This window comes from Ruegeria sp. AL12 (assembly GCF_056540885.1).
In genome coordinates this window covers 1-20,367 of the sequence record NZ_JBQFXN010000014.1, presented here as the reverse complement: position 1 = coordinate 20,367, position 20,367 = coordinate 1, and the positions used below count along the sequence as shown (strand labels likewise).

Genomic DNA, 20,367 nt, shown 5'->3' with positions numbered 1-20,367 from the left:
GACGGATTGTGTTGGCCGCAAGCAAAACTCATGCCAGTGTCAGATCACCGGGTATCGAATTTCGGATCACACGCTGTGCATTCGGCAGATCGTTCGACTGCGCACGGTCCTTGGCGGCAATGGCGTCCAGACCATGGCCGATCCATCTGTTGGTCAGGCGGGTTTGGAGTGTTTTCAAATCGGTGTCCAGAAAGACCTTGAATGCCCACAGTTGGTGAAGGTCCGACCAACCCGGTTCATTCAAGAGAAGGTAATTGCCCTCAACCAGAACAACGCGCTGATCCGCCGTGATCATGGACCGCGCGGCAATGGCCAGATCGAGATTTCGGTCAAACTCGGGTATTGCGACTTCTTCTTCCGCACGCAATCGACCAAGCAGCGCATGAAAGCCGGCACGGTCAAAGGTTTCGGGGGATCCCTTGCGGTTCAGCAGGCCGCGATCCTTCAAGATCACGTTGTCATAGTGGAAGCCGTCCATGAAAACCAGGCCGGTCGCGATGCCGCGCAGATTGAGCTCGTTGGTTGCAAGGCCCGCTGCGGTCGTTTTTCCCGATCCCGGCGGCCCGGCAATCGCGACAAGATGCCGGTCTTGCAGCGGCGGCAAGGCCTGGACGGCATCCGCGATTTTGGTTGCAAGCGCCTCGGGGGTGGCAAGTTTACCCGTCACGCGGCCTGGTCCTCGGCGGGCGGTTCCTTGGCGCCGGTCATGAACGCCACCGCGTCGGACATCGTGTAATCCTTGGGATCAACGACGCAGAGGCGTTTGCCCAGTCGATGCACGTGAATTCGATCGGCGACCTCGAAAACATGTGGCATATTGTGGCTGATCAGGATGATCGGAATGCCGCGAGATTTCACGTCCAGGATCAGTTCAAGAACGCGCCGGCTTTCCTTCACGCCCAATGCGGCGGTTGGTTCGTCCAGGATGATGACTTTTGATCCGAATGCCGCGGCACGTGCCACCGCTACACCCTGACGCTGACCCCCGGACAGTGTTTCGACGGCTTGATTGATGTTCTGGATCGTCATCAGGCCCAGTTCGCTCAGCTTGTCGCGGGCGAATTTCTCCATCGCCGGACGATCGAGCATTCGAAACCAAGATCCCAATGGCCCTTTGCGCCGAATCTCGCGCCCCATGAACATGTTGTCCGCAATCGACAGGGCAGGGGACATTGCAAGTGTCTGGTAAACCGTTTCAATACCGGCTTCACGCGCGTCTATCGGCGAGTGGAAATTCACTTTCCGGCCTTCCAGCCAAACATCACCTTCATCCGGCACCACTGCGCCTGAAATCGCCTTGATCAGTGTTGACTTGCCCGCACCGTTGTCGCCGATCACGGCCAGAATCTCGCCCGGCATCAAATCGAAATCGCACTGGTCCAGCGCCGTCACCTTGCCGTAGCGCTTCACAAGGTTCCTTCCTTTGAGAATAGGTTCCATCAGGCTGCCACCTTTCTGATCCACTGGTCGACCGCGACCGCTGCGATGATAAGGATGCCGATCAACAGGAACGTCCATTGCGCATCAGCGCCCAGCAACCGAAGCCCAAGCGTGAAGACCCCGACGATCAACGCTCCGAACAATGATCCGAGAATGGACCCGCGGCCACCGAACAGGGATATGCCCCCGATCACGACCGCTGTTATGCTTTCAATATTGGCCAACTGGCCAGACGTCGGAGACACGGACCCGATCCGACCAATCAGAGCCCATCCCGCGAAGGCGCAGATCAGCCCGGACAGCATGTAAACCGACATCAGCGTGCGATGCACATTGACACCGGACAACTCGGCGGCTTCCGGATCATCACCGACCGCGTAAACATGCCTTCCCCATGCGGTGTGACGAAGGGCGTAGGAAAGCCCGAGGATCAGCACCAGCATGAAGATCACGCCGACGGTGAATACCGCCCCGCCCACGTTGAACTTGGCCCCGAAAAGTTGCAGAATCGCGGCGTTTTCTTCGATCTCCTGCGACCGGATTGTTTCGTTCTGAGAATACAGGAAGTTCGCCGCAAGAACGATTTGCCACATGCCAAGCGTCACGATGAACGGCGGCAGTTTGATGCGGCTGACCAGATACCCGTTCACCGCACCGATTGCGGTGCCAACGAAAAGGCCGCAAACAATCGCGACCGTTGGCGGCAGCCCATATCGGAAGGTGAACTGTCCCATGACAACCGACGACATCACCATGATTGCTCCGACGCTCAGATCGATACCGGCGGTCAGGATGACGAGGCTTTGCGCCGCCGCCACGATCCCGACGATCTGAACCTGTTGCAGGATCAGGGTCAGCGCGAATGGCGAGAAGAACTTAGAGCCCAGCAAAGCCCCGAAAATGACGATGGCAGCCACAAGAACGATCAGCGGCACCAAAGAGGGGTTCACATGCAGAAAATGCTGAACCGTTCCGACAAACCCGCGGTGGTGATCGTCAAATTCGGCAATCTGTTCCGGGCTGCCTTTTGCAGCGGCTTCGAAGTCGTCTGATCGTCGTGAAGTATCGGACATAAAGGTTCCCCCAAAGCGTCAGGTTACTGACGACTTTAGCAAGTTTTCGGGCGAATGGGTGGTTTGAAATGCGGAAGGCCGCCCTCTGCGGCCCTCCGGGTGGTCAGGTTAACCCCAGCAGAGGTCCATGCCTTCTTTGACCGAGATCGACTCGACGCCTTCGGCAGGCTTGTCCGTTACAAGCGCTACGCCGGTGTCAAAGAAATCCTTGCCAGGCGTGTTTTCAGGCTTCACGCCTTCGTCCGCCCATTTCTTGACGGCTTCAACACCCAGCGATGCCATCAACAGCGGGTATTGCTGCGACGTCGCGCCGATAACACCATCGGCAACGTTTTGGACACCCGGGCAGCCTCCGTCCACGGAAACGATGAGCACGTCATTTTCGCGCCCGATGGCTTTCAGCGCCTCGTAGGCGCCTGCCGCGGCAGGCTCGTTGATGGTGTGAACAACGTTGATCGTCGGATCCTTGGCCAGAAGGTTTTCCATCGCGCGGCGACCACCTTCTTCGTTGCCGGCAGTGACATCACTTCCGACAAGACGGGGGTCATCTTCATCACCGATTACGTTCGGGTCCGCCAGATCGACACCAAAGCCTTGCAGGAAGCCCTGATTGCGCAGCACGTCCACTGTCGGCTGGCTGACGGCAAGGTCCAATGTCGCAATTTTCGCGTCGTTGGCTGCGTCGCCCAGCGTGGCTTTGGCCCATTGTCCAATCAGCAGCCCGGCAAGGAAATTGTCCGTGGCAAACGTTGCGTCAGCCGAGTCAATGGGTTCCAGCGGCGTATCCAGAGCGATAACCAGAACCCCTGCATCCCGCGCCTGCTTCACGGCCGGAACGATGGATGATGTGTCCGAGGCCGTCAGCAGAATGCCTTTGGCGCCGTCCAGAATGCAGGTCTCAATGGCTTGCACCTGCGTTTCATGGTCACCGTCAACTTTGCCCGCAAAGGCTTTGAGCGTCATTCCCAGCTCTTCCGCTTTCGCTGTCGCACCTTCCTTCATTTTGACAAAGAACGGGTTGGTGTCCGTCTTGGTAATCAGACAAACGGTTTCGCCTTCCGCCATTGCACTGCCAGCCATGGCAGTAACCCCGAGCGCAGCAGCACCCGCAAGTCTTGCAAGTTTCATCGATTATCCTCCCAGGTTTTCCTGTGCCGAACGGGCACGAGGGCGATCAGGCAAAATCCCTGATCCCATAAGAAACAATCACAAGATTCGAAATTTGAGTCAATAAATAAATCACTCTTATTTATTATTGACAGTGCGGGCGGGCTTTCTCATTCTTCAGCAGGAAAGGGGTGGTCGTGCCTGAAAATTCATCTCGGAAAAATTCGATTGGCCTGCACGGGTCAGAGGTGCGCGGAACCAACCAAAGCGGGATGCGGGCCCGGAACGAACGGCTGGTGTTGTCGCTTGTCCGGCGTCATCAGGCCCTTGCGAAGTCCGAGATCGCGCGCATGACCGGACTGTCGGCACAAACCGTTTCCGTCATCATGCGGCTGTTGGAGAAGGATGGTTTGCTGTTGCGCGGCGAGCCGGTCCGCGGGAAAGTCGGGCAACCTTCCGTTCCCATGCGCCTCAACCCGGATGGTGCGTTTTTCTTTGGGCTCAAGGTCGGGCGCCGCAGTACCGAGCTGGTTTTGACTGACTTTGTCGGAAATGTGCGGCAGCGCGAGCGGCGAACCTATGACTATCCAACGCCGAAGGCCACTTTGGAGTTTTCCACTGAGAGTCTGGGCAAAATGATGTCATCCATGTCGCCCGAGGCCAAAGGCAGGATTGCGGGTCTTGGAATTGCCATGCCGTTCTATCTGTGGGACTGGGCCCAGACCCTTCAGGTTCCTCAGGAAGAAATGGACCCGTGGCGCGTATCAGACCTGAAGGCTGACCTGGCGCGTCGCCTCGATATTCCGGTATTCCTGCAAAATGACGCCACTGCGGCTTGTGGGGCGGAATTGGTATTCGGTCCGGCTGATGGGCCAAGGGATTTCCTGTACTTCTATATCGGGTTTTTCATTGGCGGCGGTGTGGTCCTCAATGGCGCGATCTTTTCGGGGCGTGGAAACGCGGGGGCAATCGGCCCCTTGCCTGTGCCCGATGGCGCGGGCGGTGTCAGACCGCTCATCGATGTGGCCAGCCTTTACGTGCTCGAGCGTGCAATCACCACGGCAGGTGTCACGTCGCATTCCATCTGGGAAACGACCCAGCGTTGGGATGTGCCAAACGTTCAACTGGAAAACTGGTTGAAACGGACGGCAAGCGGGATTGCCCATGCGATTGTCTCATCCTGTAGCCTGATAGATTTCGAATGCGTGAAGATTGACGGCTGGATGCCGCAGGACATCAAGGCGCGTTTGGTTGAAATGGTGGAAGACAAACTGTCCGAGCTGAACATGACCGGGCTCGAGCGCCCCGTTGTGCTGGCAGGAACCGTAGGCCCGGAAGCACGCTCTTTGGGCGCGGCAAGCCTGCCCTTGTCGGAGAGGTATCTTTCAGAAGCTTAGACAGGAACGAACCCTGCCGCCTTGGACGTTTCACAAACTGGTTCACTCTCGCAAACTGCCGAGCTCAATATTTTCGATGGCCGTAACACATTTTCGTTGACGGAAGGCTGAGTTGTCTGGCAAGCCGCTCGGCATGTCCGGTTCCGGGGCTTGCTCTGGAATCAATAGGGAATGCGGTGCGGGCTCTGGCCCAAATCCGCAACTGCACCCGCAACTGTAAGCGACGAGCAGGGCTGAAACGCCACTGGGGTTTGCCCGGGAAGGCCGGTCCAACGCTTTGACCCGCAAGTCAGGATACCTGCCGGACATGTGCCCTCTAACGGGCACTCCTAATCGACGACGGGATGTGCGTCGGACCAGGATGCCTGAAAGGGTAATTTGGCGTTGAATGTCCCGTGGTCAAAACGAATTTCGCGCCGGGATTGGCGCGACGGGACAAGGACGACTGTTCATGAAAACGCTGCTCAGCGCAGCCGCTGCCGCGATGGCTCTTCCTGCCATAGCAAATGCGCATTTCCTTTTGGAATACACCACCGACACCATGATCGAGAAACCGGGCGATGTACCGGTCAAACTGATTTTCTGGCATCCGTTCGAGAATGGCCATGTCATGGATCTTGAAAAGCCGCAGGAATTCTATGTGATCCACAACGGTGAAAAGACCGATTTACTGGACACGCTGGAACCTATCCGGTTCACCGGCGGGCAGAACGAGGGCGCGGCGTTCAAAGGCAGTGTCCCGGTCAAACGGTCGGGCGACTATGTGCTGGTGACGGTTCCTCAGCCTTATTACGAGGAATCCGAAGACATCTATATCCAACAGCTCACCAAAGCCTTCCTGAACCGCAACGAATTGCCGACCGATTGGATGAATCCCGTGGGTCTGCCGACCGAGATTATCCCGCTGAACAAGCCGACCAACATCATCGCGGGTTCGACTTTCACGGGCCGTGTGCTGGCTGATGGTCAGCCGGTTGCGGGGGCCGAGATCGAGATCGAATACATGGCAGCCGAACCCGACATGGAAAGTTCGGCCGCTTCTGCACCGAAGGCGTCACCAATGCCGGGTGGTGCGGTGGTCGCAATATCTGACGACAACGGGTATTTTTCGTTCGGCGTTCCAAAAGCCGGTTACTGGGGTTTCGCCGCCCTTGGTTCCGGTCCGGCAACCGAACATGAGGGCAAAGAACTCAGCCAGGATGCGGTCATCTGGATCCGCGCCTGGGATCTGGAGTAACCCCAAATGCACATCGTCGACGGAGCCCTTTCCAACCCGGTTGTAATTGGCGGCGCCATAGCCGCCGCGGGCGGGATCGCCATGGGTCTCAGGTCTCTGGATCTTGATCGCATCCCCACTGCGGGCGTGCTGTCAGCCAGTTTCTTCGTGGCATCGTTGATCCACGTGCCCATTGGTCCGTCGTCGGTCCATCTGATCCTCAACGGCATGGCCGGGCTGCTGCTTGGTTGGGCCGCATTCCCGGCTTTGTTCGTCGGGCTTTTGCTACAGGCGGTCTTTTTCGGCTTTGGCGGGTTGACGGTGTTGGGGATCAACACCGTCAATATCGCCTTTCCCGCGGTGGTGGCCGGAATGTTGTTCGGTCGTCTGATCGCGCGTGGAACGCCTTTGCAAGGTGCGATTTGGGGGGGCATCGGCGGCGCGTTTGCGATTGCGGCGACAACCGGCATGGTCGCGTTTTCGCTGGCGCTGTCGGGGGATGAATTTCTGCCTGCCGCCAAGCTTGTTTTCTTCGCCCATATTCCTGTCATGGCCATCGAGGCGATTTTGACCGGGTTCGCCGTGTTGTTGGCACGCAAGGTCAAGCCCGAGCTGTTTTTCAGAGGAGCAGCCACATGAAGCATCTGGTTGTCATACTGGCCATGTGCTGTGCACCTGTGCCTGCCCTGGCGCACAAGGTCATAGCCGGCGTTTTCGAGTCGGGAGACGTCATCGAGGGCGAAATCGGCTTTTCCAACGGCGACCTGGCAAGCGGCACCGAGGTCATTGTCACCGGCCCGGATGGGGCCGAGCTGGGTCGATCGGTCACGGATACGGACGGTTTCTTTGTCTACACGCCGACCTCGGCCGTGGCGCACACCTTCTTTGCCGACCTTGGCGCCGGGCATGTGGCCGAAGTCACGATGTCTGCCGAAGATGTCGCGCGGATCATGGGCGTTGCCGCGGCAGAGAACGGTGATTCATCTTCGGCTGCTGTGACGCAGGCCAGCGGTTCGGCGGCGTCTCTCAGCGCCGAAGAACAGCAGGTTATCGCCAAAGCCGTACGTGACGAATTGCGCCCGCTCAGGCGCGAGATTGCGGCCTATCGCGAACAGAATGACCTGCAAACCATCCTCGGCGGGATTGGGTACATCGTTGGTCTGTTCGGTCTGGGCTTTTACATGGCGGCCCGTCGCAAGCTGGCGTCCTGATGGCACACGTTCTGGGGCACAAGGAAAAAACGCTGTCCGAAGCCGGTGACGGGCCAGAAGGTCTGATCAGCCTGCTGGATCCCCGGATGCGGATCGTCATGGCAGTTGTTTTTGCAGTCGTGACCGTGGCGCTGTCATCCCTCGGCGCGCTTTGCGCGGCGCTGACAGTGTCGCTTTCGCTTCTGATGGTTTCACGTCTGCCGCGGCGAAAGACGTTGAAGCGAATGGCCATGATGGATGGGTTCATCCTGTTCATGCTGATCCTGTTGCCCTTTTCCATGCCCGGGGATCCGATGTTCACGCTTTGGGGATTCCCCGCAAGCTGGCAGGGATTTTGGAAAGCGGTCGAGATTGCCTTGACCGCCAATGCCGTGATCCTGTCCCTGATGGTTATGGTCGGGACGATGGAGCCGGTTACACTGGGCCACGCCCTGCATCGTCTGCGGTGCCCGGAAAAGCTGGTTTACCTGCTGATGTTCACGATCCGTTATATCGAGGTCTTGCGCGAAGAATACCTGCGGCTGCGCGCCGCGATGAAGGTGCGTGGTTTTCGGCCAGCAACAAACTGGCACACATATCGCAGCTTTGGCTACCTTGTGGGTATGATGCTTGTGCGCGCGATCGAAAGATCGGAACGCATCCTGGCCGCGATGAAGTGCCGGGGGTTTTCCGGACGTATGCCGTTGCTTCAGGAATTTTCCCTGACCCGCGCGGACATTGTGTTTGCGGCTGGCTTCAGCGGCCTCTGCCTGGGTCTGATCATTCTGGAATTCGCATGACACTGATCGCGCTTGAAGACATCTGTTTTTCCTACCCCGGCCAGCCACCCGTTTTGGACGGGGCCAGCCTGAGCCTGAGCGCGGGGCAGCGCCTGTCCCTGACAGGTCCGAACGGAGCGGGGAAATCGACGCTCCTGCGGATTTTGCTTGGGCTGCAGCGCCCGTGTTCGGGCACCGTCACCGTTTTTGGTCAGCAACGCGTGGAAGAGGCTGATTTCCATGAGGTCCGCCGCCGGGTGGGGCTTGTATTTCAGGATGCGGACGATCAGCTGTTCTGCCCGACCGTCGCCGAAGACGTTGCTTTTGGTCCGCTCAATCTGGGCAAGACCCGTGACGAAGCACTTGCCGTCGTCGACAAAGTTCTGGGCGATCTGGACCTGATGCACTTGAAGAACCGCATTACCCATAAATTGTCGGGCGGAGAAAAACGGCTGGTGACCCTGGCGACGGTTCTGGCGATGGAGCCCGAAGTGCTGTTGCTGGACGAACCGACGAATGCGTTGGATACGAAAAACGAAGCGCGCCTGCTGGAAATCCTGCGCGCGTTGCCGCAGGCGATTTTGCTTGTCAGTCATTCGCCGGCGTTCCGCTTGGAACTGGCGCCTGATGAACTGGATCTTCGCGACGGGAAGCTGGTGCCGGTCTGACCTGTTCTCGTGGCAACTGGACATGGTGGTTTCAGAAAGGCAATCACACCTCCTGAGCCACGCCATGAAACGGAAAGCGAACCTTGTATGGCGTCAGGCCTTGGCTATGTGCATCTGCGGCTCATAAGCCCATATTTGACCGCCCATGCCCGAAAAGATCCACGTCTGCGCCTGTCCTGTTTCACAGGTTGCCTGGATTGCGCACCGCCTTTGCGGTTGAATTCGAACACGTCGATTATCCGCTCGGCACAGCCACAGGCTTCGCCCATGCCAACTTTGGCGAAATAGAATTTCTCGAAACGCTCGGGGTTTTGCATGGCTGACCTCCTGAATGCATTGAACCTCATGAAGGGAGCATTGCCAAATCACTTTCCTGCGTTTCAGGCAGCCGTGCTATGGCGCGGCGAACTCGCTTCCTGTCCAGACATTGTCCAGTTGATTGAAGACCGGCGAGGTAATGAGCATTTCAGCGGAATAAAGCAGTTGCAGCTCATCCGCAAACCGCGTGACGCCCGGCACAAGCCCGGTGATGTTGCGCCATTCCGCCCAGGTTCCCGGATTTGACAGACTGGTCGGATTGCCGGGATCGGCGGGCTGGTGCCACCCGGCGGCGTTCAGCAGTGGTGTGAGCGCAAAGCGCGCATCATTGCTGTCGACCTCGGTACAGCCAGAGGTATCGCATTCCCAACTTGTCCAGTTCGCCGCCGCGATGGTTCCGGCGATCGGAGCGGCGGCGTCGATGACCCGAGCCACAACCTCGAACCCGCCACCAGCCGTCGGACGGCTGAGCGACAAAGGGTCGGTTGCCACGGCGTGCAAAGCCGCTGTTGGCGCCAGGCTGAGTGTACGACCGAGCAAAGCCAGCTGCGCAGAGCCGTCTGTTGCGGGTGCGGACCCCGCAGCAGGCAGGATCCTGACAGGTGTCAAAATCGGAACCGCGCCACCGCGGATCGTGATTTCCTGCACCGCATTGTCAAGGGCCGGAACAAAATCGCTGCGGATCGTATAGGTCAACGGGAAGCTGGGTTGTTGTGGCCCCGCAGGTCGGGCACCGTCACGTGTGACAAAGGACAACGGTGGAACGGCACCGGGCTGTGGCAGCGAAATCTGCGGCCCTGCTATGCCCAGAGCAGCCGCGATCATGCGCGCGCGCTGTTCGGCCTCTCCATACTCGCTGAGCAGATTTATATAGCCGCCGATCTCGGTGATATTGCGCGGGGCAGGGATGCGGGAAGGGGCAATGTCGCCTGCGATGGCCAGCCTGTGGGCTATAACCTCTCGGGCGCGCTGTATCGCCGGAGAATTGGTGGTTTCAAGAATATTGATGATGGCCTCGGCAAGGCTTTCATCGATGCCCGGTTCGGGGGTTGCATTTGTGCTGGTGTCACTCATCGTCGTCCTCCGCAGGTGCGCTCAGGCCATTGAGGAAATCCAGAACGGATTGGCTGCCGGCTTTGGTTGCGCTGCCGTCATCCGCATCCGTATTGGCTTTGGTGAAGGCCCCGAAAAGCTTGGCCAGAAGCAACGTGTTGGAAGGATTGGCCAGAGCCGCAGCGCCACCGGGAAAATCCTTGAACAGGTTTTGAACGAAACCGGCCCGGTTGCCATCCGGTTGCCCGCCAATCAGCGCAGAAACTCCCGAAGCGTTCTTGGCGATATCCTCAAACCCCTTGAGCTTTGCGGCATTGTCGGCATCTGTCTTTTTCTTCTCGGCGGCCTGCTTTTTGGCTTCTTCCTCTTTGCGGGCCGCGGCGATCTCTTGCCCCTTGCCCGCCAGCTCAGTGGCCTTGCCGACAAGCTCTTTGGTCAGATCCGTCGCCGTGTCTATGGCCTTGTCCCGACCGGCGGCGACCGATTGCGTTTCAAGGGCCAGTTGTGCCTGCAACTCTTTCAGGCCCGTCAGATCGGTTCCCGCCCGTGCAAGGTCTGGCGCGGCTTTGAGGATCTCGGCCAGTTGCGAACTGGGCACGGCCTGGCCCGTGCCAATGTCGCCACCTGCGATGGTGAGCGTGTTCGAAGGTTGATTGGCCGGCAGGTCTGATGGCGCACGGGTGCCAAAGATTGCATCGCTGTCCTCGGGCAAGACCGGCGTGTCGCCAACCGGGGGTGGCGTCGGGCTGTCCTGCCAGTTCCAGAAGCGACGATGGTCGATCATCTCGCAGGAATTGCAGCGGCCCAGAACAGCCTCGCCCAACAGGCCCCTGGTCGGCAGCGAGATCGTGCGGCGCGGTGGCCGGAAGTCTTCGCGATGGAAGGCCAGCAGGCTGTCCTGAATGTCGCCGGTCCGCATCTCCATTCTGTCGGCCAGATCGGGCGGGATCGAGAAGGGCATGATCATCGCATTGCCGTAGAAGCCCAACACCTTGTTCTGGACCGTGCTGAGCAGCGATATCTCACTTGAGGCGTCATCCAACCCGCCATCGGGCACGCCGATGGTGAAGCGTTCCAGCAGGATGGCCCGTTCCTCATCCGTCATACTGGCCCAGATCACGCGGGAATAACGAACGGTGTCGGCAACGATATGCTGATACATTTCTTCGATCCGCCGCAGATCACGACGCGACAGCACATCCGGCACTTCCTGTACGGAATAGGGCAGGGTCGCAGGCAAAGCCTGGAATGTATTGTCGTCAACGATGGTCTGCGCGTCTTCATTCATGCGCGCTTCGAACTCGCTGATCATCGGCGCGCCGACCAGATCGTCGAAATCCGAGCCTGAAATCGTGGTGTGAAGGCTCCGGTTGATGTTGCGCGTGGCGCGATCCAGATCATCCGCATCTTCCAGGTTCGAGATATGTTCCCAAATGTTGAAGATGTTGATCGGGTCCGGGCCGGTATAGAATGAATAGGCAAAAGAGCCCGTCCGCCTGCGCAACTCGACGCGGGCGATGTCGGAACGTTCGACCGAGCGGGGCAAAGCCACGGATCCGGTATAAGTCCGCCGGTTGGTTGGATCACGGCGCGCGTCAGCCAGCCGAACCAGCAGGTTTTCGCGTGTCTCGGCAGGCAAGTCATGCAGGTTGTCGATGTCGATCGGCGATCCGGTCAGGGGCACTGGCCCAACGCGATCGCCATCCTGCGTGAAGATCACCGCGGATATGTCATCATTGGGCATGAAAGTGCCCTGAGCTTCGAAGCTGACGATGTCCTGCGCGACACCCGGAGCATTCTGCGGTGTCGCGTCCTTGTCCGCGTAAAACTCTTCCAACAGTTTGAGGGCGGTGCGGAATCTGCGACGGTTTCGGAATACGCGGCGGAACACGTCTGCGTGGCGCAGGATCACCTTGTACCGGCTCAGCAATCCGGACCGGCTGACATTGCCCGGCAGCTGATCGCCTTGCCCCAAACGGCGAAAGCGGATGAGCTGCATGGGAACGAAGACGACCAATTGCACGCCTTCGATCCGCGTTTCCAGGGAAAAGTCGCGCAGAACTTCGAACCATTGCATCGTCATTGCATGACAGTGGTTGCGGTTGGCCACGAATTTCGTCGTCGCCGTTCGCCGATCACTTGCGGTGGCTGTGCGAACGCTGGTTCGGGCTGAACTTCGCTTGACCGAAGCGGCCCGTTCCAGCGCGGCCGAGAATGTCTCGTGCGTGTCTGACAGAAAATCGCGGGACGTGTTCTGCGTGTTGGACGAACTGCCTGACGAGTTGGAGCTGGAACGGGCGCCGCTGAAACCGACCCCGCCCACTATGGCCCCGATGCCGCCGAACAAACCGCCACCAATGCCGCCGGCGCCCCCGAAGCTTTTTGTGAACGCCTTGGTCGAGAAAGAGGATGTTCCCCGGATCACTTCGTCCAATGCGGTTTCGAATGTACTGTCGAAAGAGGTATCGCGCGCCTCTTCGAATTCCTGTTGTTCTTCGAAGGTCAGGCTTTCGCGTTCGCGCACGGTCAGGGTTTCGCGCTGTTCCGACACGACGATCCGCTGTTCCTCGCCCGGGGCAAGCGGCAGGGAATAGACCAGACGCCCCAATGACATTCCGGCGTGAACGGCGGTTGAACGCATCTTGGCGATATAGCCAAGCGCCAGGCTGGAAGCTTTTGGCACATCCTGCGGGCGCTGTTCCAGATCTTCGAAAAAATCTTCGATATCAATGGGCTCGTCAATCGGTATCCGATCGCGGAAATCCCAGTCTCCGCCGTCATTGTTGAATGCGCTCAACAGTGTTTCGGCAGAAAGATTGGCCTGCGCAAAGGTGCCGCCCGGAATTGTCGTGACAAAGCGATTGCCGCCAACGGGGCGGGTGCGAACGATGTTTTTCGGCCCGACAAGTGGGTCGATCAGCCGATAAAGAACCGAATAACGCCGCCGCGAAACCGTGCCTCCTTCGGTTCGGTATTCCGAAGCGCAATCACCTTCACCCAGAACGATTGGGGCCTGCGTGCCGGTGAAATCGGATATGTTTTCTTCCGCATCCTCGGGATCCACCGGCAGAATATCGGCCAGCTCACCCAGGATCGAGCGCTGCAAGGGGAGGACGGTGCGATCCAGCACCACGAGGCCCAATTCGCCATCCAATGCATCAATGCGCGGCACTGCCTCGGTCAGAGTGGTGTTCTGCCCCCGGATCCGCAATCTGAGGCCATTTTGCGGCAGGCGCAGATTGGGCAGATCCAGCGAAAACAGGCCCCGCGCATCCGTTACGGCGGCTTTTACCGCCCAGGAAAAATCCACGTTGTCGATGCCTTCACTGGCGGTAAAGGTTGGGCGCAGCGCTTCAACGATTACCCGCTCGGCAGGGGTGCCGTCGGGATTGATCAGTTCACCGCGCAGTTTCGGGGCAAGGGTTGGGACGACAGCGCCCAGAAACCCGTCGGCCAGATCCTTGCGTATGGTTTCAAGCTGACGAAAGACTGCACCAGTGGCCTGAACGCGCTGATCGACCAGATCGTTGATCACCTCGGCAGACAGGTCAATGCCAACACCACGGCGCAGCGCCTTGAGCTTCTCGGCTTCGACGCGCCTGAGATCGTCAAGGCTGTCAGCCGTAAAACCGGCCGATCCCGAGAGTTCCGCCGAGATCGTGGGATTGGGCCGAGAGGTCGGAAGGGACAGCGTAATGCGCGGGGGCTCACTGCTGGAGTCGGACATGAAGTCACCTCGTAGGAAAGCGCTGCAAGAAACTGAGTGCCGGGAAAAATCAAATCTTGAAAGTTGACCCAACGTAACATGTTTCAGGGATTCGCAAAAGAAACGCCCGGGCCCGCCTTTTCCGCGACGCGTTTCGAACGCAGGATCCAAAATGCCTTTCAGCAATGGATCTGGCGATTACTTCGTGAGACCGGTTGCCTTCAGCTTCTGCGCCAGCAGGCTCATTTGCTTGTAAATTTCACCTGCATCGCGGTGCCACGCCGCTACATCCGCGCCCTGCTGGGCAACGACCTCTGAGTCCCCTCTTGCCGCCGGACCGGTCAGGGCAGATTGTGGGCCAAGTAGGTCGACGTTTTCGACTGTGCTGCTCAACAAACCAGCGTTGAGCTTGCGGGCAGTTTCGTCCGGCACGCCCGCCTCGGCCCACGCTTCGCGGGCGATGGCCTGCAAGACAACGGCGAAGTTGTTCGATATCACAGCGGCTGCATGATACAGGCTTTTGCTTTCAGACTGGATGGGAAAACAGGTGGCTCCCAATCCCTCCAGAAGTGGCTGAATGAACGCTATGGCGTCTTCGTCGCCTTCCAACCCGCACAATGCCTCTTTGAATTGCGCAGCAGCGGCCTGTGGATTGGCGAAAGACAGGACGGGATGAACGCTGGCCAGAGACCATGAGAGGCTTCGCAACGGCGCCAGTTGCTCGGCAGAAAAATAGCCGCTGCAATGGAACGCCACTGAGGGCTTCCCGGTTTTTTCTTGGTTTTCGAACGCCTCTTTCAATTCGTGGGCCACCGCAGAAATTTGCGTGTCGGGCACCGAGAGGATCCACAGATCAGCTGGCCGCAAATCGGCATAACTTGCTGCAACGCGCCCGGTTTTGGACAACTGGGCGGCTTCATTTGCCGACTGAAAGGATGTGCTCAGAATATCCTGGATCCGGCAGCCATCAGTGCCATCCAGAAGGCTGATCAGCGTTTTGCCGACCCGCCCGGCACCGACAACGTTAATTTTGATTTCAGTCATCTGGGCTCTCTGTTCTTGTCGTCTAGTCCGCCCCACGGTGGGACGAATAGAAAAACGCTATGGCTTGAGTTCTGTTTTTGACGTTCAGCTTCTCATAGATATTGGACAGGTGAAACTTGACCGTGTTGGTGGATATCTGAAGTTCCTTGGACAGTTCCCGGTTCGACATCCCCTTTGCCAGGGCCTCCAAAATGGCGCGTTCCTTGCGCGACAGGCTTTGAATCGGATCCTGTTTCATTTTCCGGACGTCGATGAACGGAAACACCATCTTGCCTGCTGCCACTTCGGCGCAGGTCTCAAGAAGGCCTTCGACCTCGCCCGAGCGGGCAGCAAATCCAGCGGCACCCGCCTGCATCGCCAATCGCGGGACATCCCCAGAGGCATCGCCATAGATGACAAAGCGCGGTGCATCGGCCTGATCGCGCAGCACCTCGATCAGTTTGGCGGCACCCAGGGCCGGAAGCGTCCAGTCCACGACGCCGACCTGTACAGGTATCCGCATCACCGTTCCCAGAAACCCTTCCGCCGTTGCCGACGTGGCGACCAGAGAGAATCGGGGATCACGTTCGAAAATTTCCGACATGGCCGAAAGCACCAGCGGGTTGCTGTCCGCAAGCATGATGTCGATGGGTTTGTCCGATGTCTCAACCATATGATTTTGCCCATATTTTACAAAAAACTACCCAAAAGGGTGGGGTGAATTTCGGTATACCGTCGTATTTTTGCCAAAACGGGTAGGAAATTACCCACACTATTAGCCATCCAAAAGCAGTAGTAAGTTACGTTGCGCCATCCGGCAAGCTCGCGTTTTCTGATCGGTATCTTGAACCATCAGGCCGCAATGCCCGGCCAACAGCCGAGGATGTCAGACCATGACCTTTCAGATTTTCCCTCCGCTCGAAATTCCCGAGACCCTTGCCGCAGGGCCGGGGCCGGGGAACACGGATGTGCGTGTCCTGAAAGCCTTCGCCGGCGCAGGTGTCGCCGATCACATGCAAGGCGATGTCCTCAGGGGCATGATCGAATGCAAGCACATGCTGCGGAAAATCTGGGGCACACGGAACGCTTACACCTTCGCTGTCGCGGGTACCGGCTGGAGCGCTCTGGACACCATGTTCTCGGCCATCATGCCCGGTGACAAGGTTGTGGCCTTCACCAACGGCACATTTTCGGGGATCGACGCGTTGACGCTGCGGATCAAGGCGGCAACGCCCGCCGAACACGCGGCCAGCCCGCTTGACCCGCAGGCGGCCAGTGTCACGGTGGTCGAGGTTCCACATGGCCGGCCGGTGACGGCTGAACTGGTTGAAGCGACTCTGGCCGAACACAAGCCGAAATGGGCCTTCATGGCGCATTGGGAAACCGGATCGGGCAGGGTGAACGATCTGCGTGGTTTCTCCGAGGCGTGTGAACGTCATGGCGCCATGGGGCTGATCGATGCGGTCTCGTCACTGGGCGTCGAAGACTTTGCGATCGATGACTATCCGGGTGTGGCAGGCTGGGCATCCTGTCCGCAGAAAGGCCTGTGCTGCCTGCCGCTGACCTATGCCCCTGTCAGCTTTGCCGATGCCTATATCGAGACGTTGAAATCCACGGGTGCCTATACCTATGTGCACAATCCGATCTTCGAGGCCCGCCACTGGGGCATCGTCGATGGGCAGGACGTGGAAAAGGGCACCTATCACCGGACCCATTCCGGATATGCGGTTGCGGCATTCCACGAGTCATTGCGCCTGACTTTGCAGGAAGGTCTGGCCAAGCGGTCGATGTCTTACCGGACGCATGAAAAGGTTCTTCGGGACGCGGTGACCGAGATGGGGTGCGAGGTCACCTCGGACATGCCCAGCCTGATCGTGCTCAACCTGCCTTCCGCGCTTTCTGGCCGCGAGATGGAACTGGTGCAGAACTGCCGCGCCCGCGGGTTTGGCATCTGGCCCACCTTGAGCGAACCGGTGCAGGTGCGCATCGGCATCCTCAATCAATTGAATCGCGAGGCCGTCAGCCGGATCGTGCGCCTGTTCGCCGAAGCCATTCGTGAACTGGGCGGAGTGGTCGATCAAGACGCGATCGAAGCTCTGCTGGAAAGCCGTTACGGCACTTCAATAGCTGCTTAAACAGGAGCGCATCAGATGGATATCCACGAATACCAGGCGAAAGAAGTCCTTTCGAAATTCGGTGTCGACGTGCCTGCGGGTGCGCTTGCCTACAGTCCTGAACAGGCGGCCTACCGGGCGCGCGAACTGGGGGGCGACAAATGGATTGTCAAGGCGCAGGTCCATGCAGGCGGGCGTGGCAAGGCCGGAGGGGTCAAGCTCTGCAACAGCGAAAACGAAATCTACAAGGCTTGTGATGATCTCTTCGGTCGCAAACTGGTGACGCATCAGACAGGTCCTGAAGGCAAAGGCATCTATCGTGTCTACGTCGAAGCAGCAGTGCCGATTGACCGGGAAATCTACCTTGGTTTTGTGCTGGATCGCTCCAGCCAGCGGGTAATGATCGTCGCCTCGTCCGAAGGTGGGATGGAGATCGAAGATATCTCGGCCGACCGCCCCGACAGCATTGTCAGGTCCATCGTGGAACCGGCCGTCGGGCTTCAAGAGTTTCAGGCCCGTGAAATCGCCTTCAATCTTGGGGTTGAAGCCAAACTGATCCAGCAAATGGTGCGGACGTTGCAGGGCTGTTATGCCGCCTTCAGCAATCTTGACGCCACGATGGTCGAAATCAATCCGCTGGTCATCACCGGTGACGACCGGGTGCTGGCGCTGGATGCCAAGATGAGCTTTGACGACAACGCTCTGTTCCGCCACCCGCAGATCGCCGAACTGCGCGACAAAAGCCAGGAAGACCCGCGCGAAAGCCGCGCTGCGGATCGCGGGCTGTCTTATGTCGGGCTTGACGGCAACATCGGTTGCATCGTCAACGGGGCCGGTCTGGCGATGGCCACCATGGACACGATCAAGCTGGCAGGCGGCGAGCCTGCAAATTTCCTCGACATCGGCGGTGGCGCGTCGCCTGAACGGGTGGCCAAGGCGTTCCGGCTGGTCCTGTCGGATGACAATGTTCAGGCCATTCTGGTCAACATCTTCGCCGGTATCAACCGCTGCGACTGGGTGGCTGAAGGTGTCGTTCAGGCGTTGAAGGAACTTGACCTCGATATTCCCGTCGTTGTGCGGCTGGCCGGCACGAATGTCGAAGAAGGCCAGAAGATCCTTGCCAAATCCGGACTGCCGATCATTCGCGCCACGACGCTGATGGAGGCGGCAGAACGCGCTGTGGGCGCGTGGAAAAACGACCTTACTCAGGGCACCAAAATGAGGGTTGTGTAATGAGCATTCTTCTCGATCGTGACACGCGTGTCATCGTGCAGGGCATCACCGGGCGCATGGCGCGGTTCCACACCAAGGACATGTTGAACTATGGCACGAACGTGGTGGGTGGCGTCGTGCCGGGCAAGGGGGGCGAAACCGTCGAAGGCGTTCCGGTTTTTGACACCGTCAAACAGGCCGTCGAAGCCACCGGCGCCGATGCCAGCCTGGTCTTCGTGCCGCCCCCGTTTGCGGCGGATTCCATCATGGAGGCCGCCGATGCGGGCATCCGCTATTGCGTCTGCATCACCGACGGCATTCCGGCACAGGACATGATCCGGGTGAAACGGTACATGTACCGCTATCCGAAAGAGAAGCGCATGGTTCTGACCGGTCCAAACTGCGCCGGTACCATCTCGCCCGGAAAGGCGTTGTTGGGCATCATGCCGGGGCATATCTATCTTCCCGGACATGTAGGGATCATCGGCCGTTCGGGGACATTGGGATATGAGGCGGCGGCCCAGTTGAAAGAGCGCGGGATCGGCGTTTCGACCAGTGTCGGAATCGGGGGCGACCCCATCAACGGATCGTCCTTCAAGGACATCCTTCAGCGGTTTGAAGACGACGAAGACACGCATGTCATCGCCATGATCGGCGAAATCGGAGGCCCGCAGGAAGCGGAAGCCGCCGAATATATCCGCGACCACATCTCCAAACCCGTGATCGCTTATGTCGCCGGTCTGACCGCTCCGAAAGGCCGTACCATGGGGCACGCGGGGGCGATCATCTCGGCCTTCGGCGAAAGCGCCAGCGAAAAGGTCGAGATCCTGTCCGCCGCAGGTGTCACCGTGGCCGAAAACCCTGCCGTGATCGGTGAGACGATCGCCCGCGTGATGGAGGCTGCGTGATGGTCAAACCTTCGGTTCTGGTTACCCGTCGCTGGCCTGCTGCCGTCGAGGCGCAGCTGGCCGAGAACTACAACACCGTATTGAACACCGGCGACAAACCCATGTCCCCGGCTGAAATCCGGCAAGCGTTGAAATCCTATGACGCCGTGCTGCCCACCGTAACGGACACGCTGAGCGCCGAGGCACTGGATGTGCCGGGTGTGCAGACGAAAATCCTTGCCAACTACGGCGTCGGCTACAGCCATATCTGCGAGCCCTTGGCACGCGAGTTGGGTATGACCGTGACCAACACGCCCGACGTTCTGTCCGAATGCACCGCCGATATCGCCATGACGCTGCTGTTGATGGTGGCGCGTCGGGCGGGTGAGGGCGAACGCGAGTTGCGTGCGGGTCAGTGGACAGGATGGCGGCCCACGCATCTGGTCGGAACCAAGGTCAGCGGCAAGACACTGGGCATCATCGGATATGGCCGCATCGGACAGGAGATGGCCCGCCGTGCGCATCACGGGTTCGGCATGGACGTGCTGGTTTGCAACCGTAGCGCCGTATCGCCCGATGTTCTCGCCGAATGCAACGCAAGACAGGTGGCTACCATTGATGACCTGCTGCCGCAATGTGACTTCGTTTCACTGCACTGTCCGGGCGGCGCAGCCAACCGCCATCTGATCAATTCGCGCAGACTTGGCCTGATGAAGCCTGACGCATTTCTTATCAACACCGCACGGGGCGAAGTGATTGATGAATGGGCGCTGATCCAGGCGTTGATGTTCGACATGATCGGCGGCGCTGCATTGGATGTATTCGATGGTGAGCCGCGGGTCAGCCCGGACCTGTTGCAATGCGACAACCTCGTCATGCTGCCGCATCTGGGCAGCGCAACCCGCGAAGCGCGCGAGGCGATGGGGTTTCGGGTTCTCGACAACCTGAGCGATTTCTTCGAAGGCCGCGAACCTCGGGACCGCGTGATCTGAGGCCACCTTCAAACATCACGCAATGGCGTCCAACGCAGCCGTGGCTGCGTTGCGTTCCTCAATTAGGAGATATGACCAGTGAATGCCCCGCACCGTTCAGACGGATTTTTCACCCAGTCCCTTTCTGATCGTGATCCCGAGCTTTTTGGCTCGATCACGTCGGAACTGGGTCGTCAGCGCGACGAGATCGAG

At 58.9% G+C, this 20,367-nt stretch carries 18 protein-coding genes, 1 pseudogene and 1 riboswitch; of the genes and pseudogenes, 10 read left to right on the top strand and 9 right to left on the bottom strand.

Annotated elements, in window-relative coordinates; genetic code table 11:
* Positions 1–28: 28 nt before the first annotated feature.
* The 4 genes from ACR0C6_RS19885 to ACR0C6_RS19870 all read right to left on the bottom strand — a co-directional run bounded on the left by ACR0C6_RS19885 (position 29) and on the right by ACR0C6_RS19870 (position 3,641).
* Positions 29–667, bottom strand: a complete 639-nt coding sequence (locus ACR0C6_RS19885) for a nucleoside/nucleotide kinase family protein (protein ID WP_480620805.1) — start codon at positions 665–667, stop codon at positions 29–31.
* On the bottom strand, positions 664–1,440 hold the full coding sequence (locus ACR0C6_RS19880) for an ATP-binding cassette domain-containing protein (RefSeq protein WP_171230736.1): 777 nt from the start codon (positions 1,438–1,440) through the stop codon (positions 664–666). Before ACR0C6_RS19880 ends, ACR0C6_RS19885 begins: the two co-directional genes overlap by 4 nt.
* Positions 1,440–2,513, bottom strand: a complete 1,074-nt coding sequence (locus tag ACR0C6_RS19875) for an ABC transporter permease (protein ID WP_171233900.1) — start codon at positions 2,511–2,513, stop codon at positions 1,440–1,442. The genes ACR0C6_RS19880 and ACR0C6_RS19875 overlap by 1 nt, the downstream gene beginning before the upstream one ends.
* A 108-nt stretch (positions 2,514–2,621) precedes the next feature.
* Positions 2,622–3,641, bottom strand: a complete 1,020-nt coding sequence (locus ACR0C6_RS19870; protein ID WP_171230734.1) for a sugar ABC transporter substrate-binding protein — start codon at positions 3,639–3,641, stop codon at positions 2,622–2,624.
* Between the two features lie 251 nt (positions 3,642–3,892).
* Here ACR0C6_RS19870 and ACR0C6_RS19865 point away from each other — a divergent pair, with 251 nt between their 5' ends.
* The 6 genes and pseudogenes from ACR0C6_RS19865 to ACR0C6_RS19840 form a co-directional block, all read left to right on the top strand.
* A complete protein-coding gene (locus ACR0C6_RS19865; RefSeq protein WP_480447712.1) occupies positions 3,893–5,017 on the top strand; it encodes an ROK family transcriptional regulator in 1,125 nt (374 codons plus the stop codon).
* Positions 5,018–5,138: 121 nt separating this feature from the next.
* A riboswitch (cobalamin riboswitch) is annotated at positions 5,139–5,337 on the top strand.
* A 131-nt stretch (positions 5,338–5,468) separates the two neighbouring features.
* On the top strand, positions 5,469–6,254 hold the full coding sequence (locus ACR0C6_RS19860; protein ID WP_480447696.1) for a DUF4198 domain-containing protein: 786 nt from the start codon (positions 5,469–5,471) through the stop codon (positions 6,252–6,254).
* 6 nt (positions 6,255–6,260) lie between these two features.
* Positions 6,261–6,872 carry a cobalt transporter CbiM gene (gene cbiM / locus ACR0C6_RS19855; protein WP_171642677.1) on the top strand — a complete coding sequence of 204 codons (612 nt, stop codon included), beginning with the start codon at positions 6,261–6,263 and terminating at the stop codon, positions 6,870–6,872.
* On the top strand, positions 6,869–7,444 hold the full coding sequence (locus tag ACR0C6_RS19850; RefSeq protein ID WP_480447695.1) for a cobalt ABC transporter permease: 576 nt from the start codon (positions 6,869–6,871) through the stop codon (positions 7,442–7,444). The genes cbiM and ACR0C6_RS19850 overlap by 4 nt, the downstream gene beginning before the upstream one ends.
* Positions 7,444–8,223 (top strand): cobalt ECF transporter T component CbiQ, encoded by a 780-nt coding sequence (gene cbiQ, locus ACR0C6_RS19845; RefSeq protein WP_480447694.1) that lies wholly within the window; start codon positions 7,444–7,446, stop codon positions 8,221–8,223. Before ACR0C6_RS19850 ends, cbiQ begins: the two co-directional genes overlap by 1 nt.
* A gap of 65 nt (positions 8,224–8,288) precedes the next feature.
* Positions 8,289–8,870 (top strand): annotated as a pseudogene (locus ACR0C6_RS19840) (energy-coupling factor ABC transporter ATP-binding protein); the annotation flags it as partial.
* 104 nt (positions 8,871–8,974) lie between these two features.
* Here ACR0C6_RS19840 and ACR0C6_RS19835 read toward each other — a convergent pair.
* The 5 genes from ACR0C6_RS19835 to ACR0C6_RS19815 all read right to left on the bottom strand — a co-directional run bounded on the left by ACR0C6_RS19835 (position 8,975) and on the right by ACR0C6_RS19815 (position 15,643).
* The gene (locus ACR0C6_RS19835; protein WP_480620802.1) at positions 8,975–9,187 is read right to left on the bottom strand and encodes a hypothetical protein; all 213 of its coding nucleotides are present in this window, start codon (positions 9,185–9,187) and stop codon (positions 8,975–8,977) included.
* Between the two features lie 76 nt (positions 9,188–9,263).
* Positions 9,264–10,262, bottom strand: a complete 999-nt coding sequence (locus ACR0C6_RS19830; RefSeq protein WP_480447693.1) for a hypothetical protein — start codon at positions 10,260–10,262, stop codon at positions 9,264–9,266.
* Entirely contained in the window at positions 10,255–13,968 is a 3,714-nt protein-coding gene (locus tag ACR0C6_RS19825) for a hypothetical protein (protein ID WP_480620800.1), read from the bottom strand. Before ACR0C6_RS19825 ends, ACR0C6_RS19830 begins: the two co-directional genes overlap by 8 nt.
* A 177-nt stretch (positions 13,969–14,145) precedes the next feature.
* Positions 14,146–14,991: a Rossmann-like and DUF2520 domain-containing protein gene (locus tag ACR0C6_RS19820; protein WP_480620798.1), complete on the bottom strand. Its 846-nt coding sequence runs from the start codon at positions 14,989–14,991 to the stop codon at positions 14,146–14,148.
* A gap of 22 nt (positions 14,992–15,013) precedes the next feature.
* Complete coding sequence (locus ACR0C6_RS19815; RefSeq protein WP_480620796.1) at positions 15,014–15,643, bottom strand: response regulator transcription factor; 630 nt, start codon at positions 15,641–15,643, stop codon at positions 15,014–15,016.
* Positions 15,644–15,863: 220 nt separating this feature from the next.
* Between ACR0C6_RS19815 and ACR0C6_RS19810 the strand changes: the two genes are divergently transcribed.
* From ACR0C6_RS19810 to ACR0C6_RS19795, 4 genes are read left to right on the top strand one after another with little or no spacing between them, the layout of a single operon-like run.
* The gene (locus tag ACR0C6_RS19810) at positions 15,864–17,105 is read left to right on the top strand and encodes a pyridoxal-phosphate-dependent aminotransferase family protein (RefSeq protein ID WP_480620795.1); all 1,242 of its coding nucleotides are present in this window, start codon (positions 15,864–15,866) and stop codon (positions 17,103–17,105) included.
* A gap of 15 nt (positions 17,106–17,120) precedes the next feature.
* Positions 17,121–18,317, top strand: a complete 1,197-nt coding sequence (locus ACR0C6_RS19805; protein ID WP_171230724.1) for a malate--CoA ligase subunit beta — start codon at positions 17,121–17,123, stop codon at positions 18,315–18,317.
* A complete protein-coding gene (gene sucD / locus ACR0C6_RS19800; RefSeq protein ID WP_171230723.1) occupies positions 18,317–19,204 on the top strand; it encodes a succinate--CoA ligase subunit alpha in 888 nt (295 codons plus the stop codon). The genes ACR0C6_RS19805 and sucD overlap by 1 nt, the downstream gene beginning before the upstream one ends.
* On the top strand, positions 19,204–20,175 hold the full coding sequence (locus ACR0C6_RS19795) for a 2-hydroxyacid dehydrogenase (RefSeq protein ID WP_171331939.1): 972 nt from the start codon (positions 19,204–19,206) through the stop codon (positions 20,173–20,175). Before sucD ends, ACR0C6_RS19795 begins: the two co-directional genes overlap by 1 nt.
* Positions 20,176–20,367 lie beyond the last annotated feature (192 nt).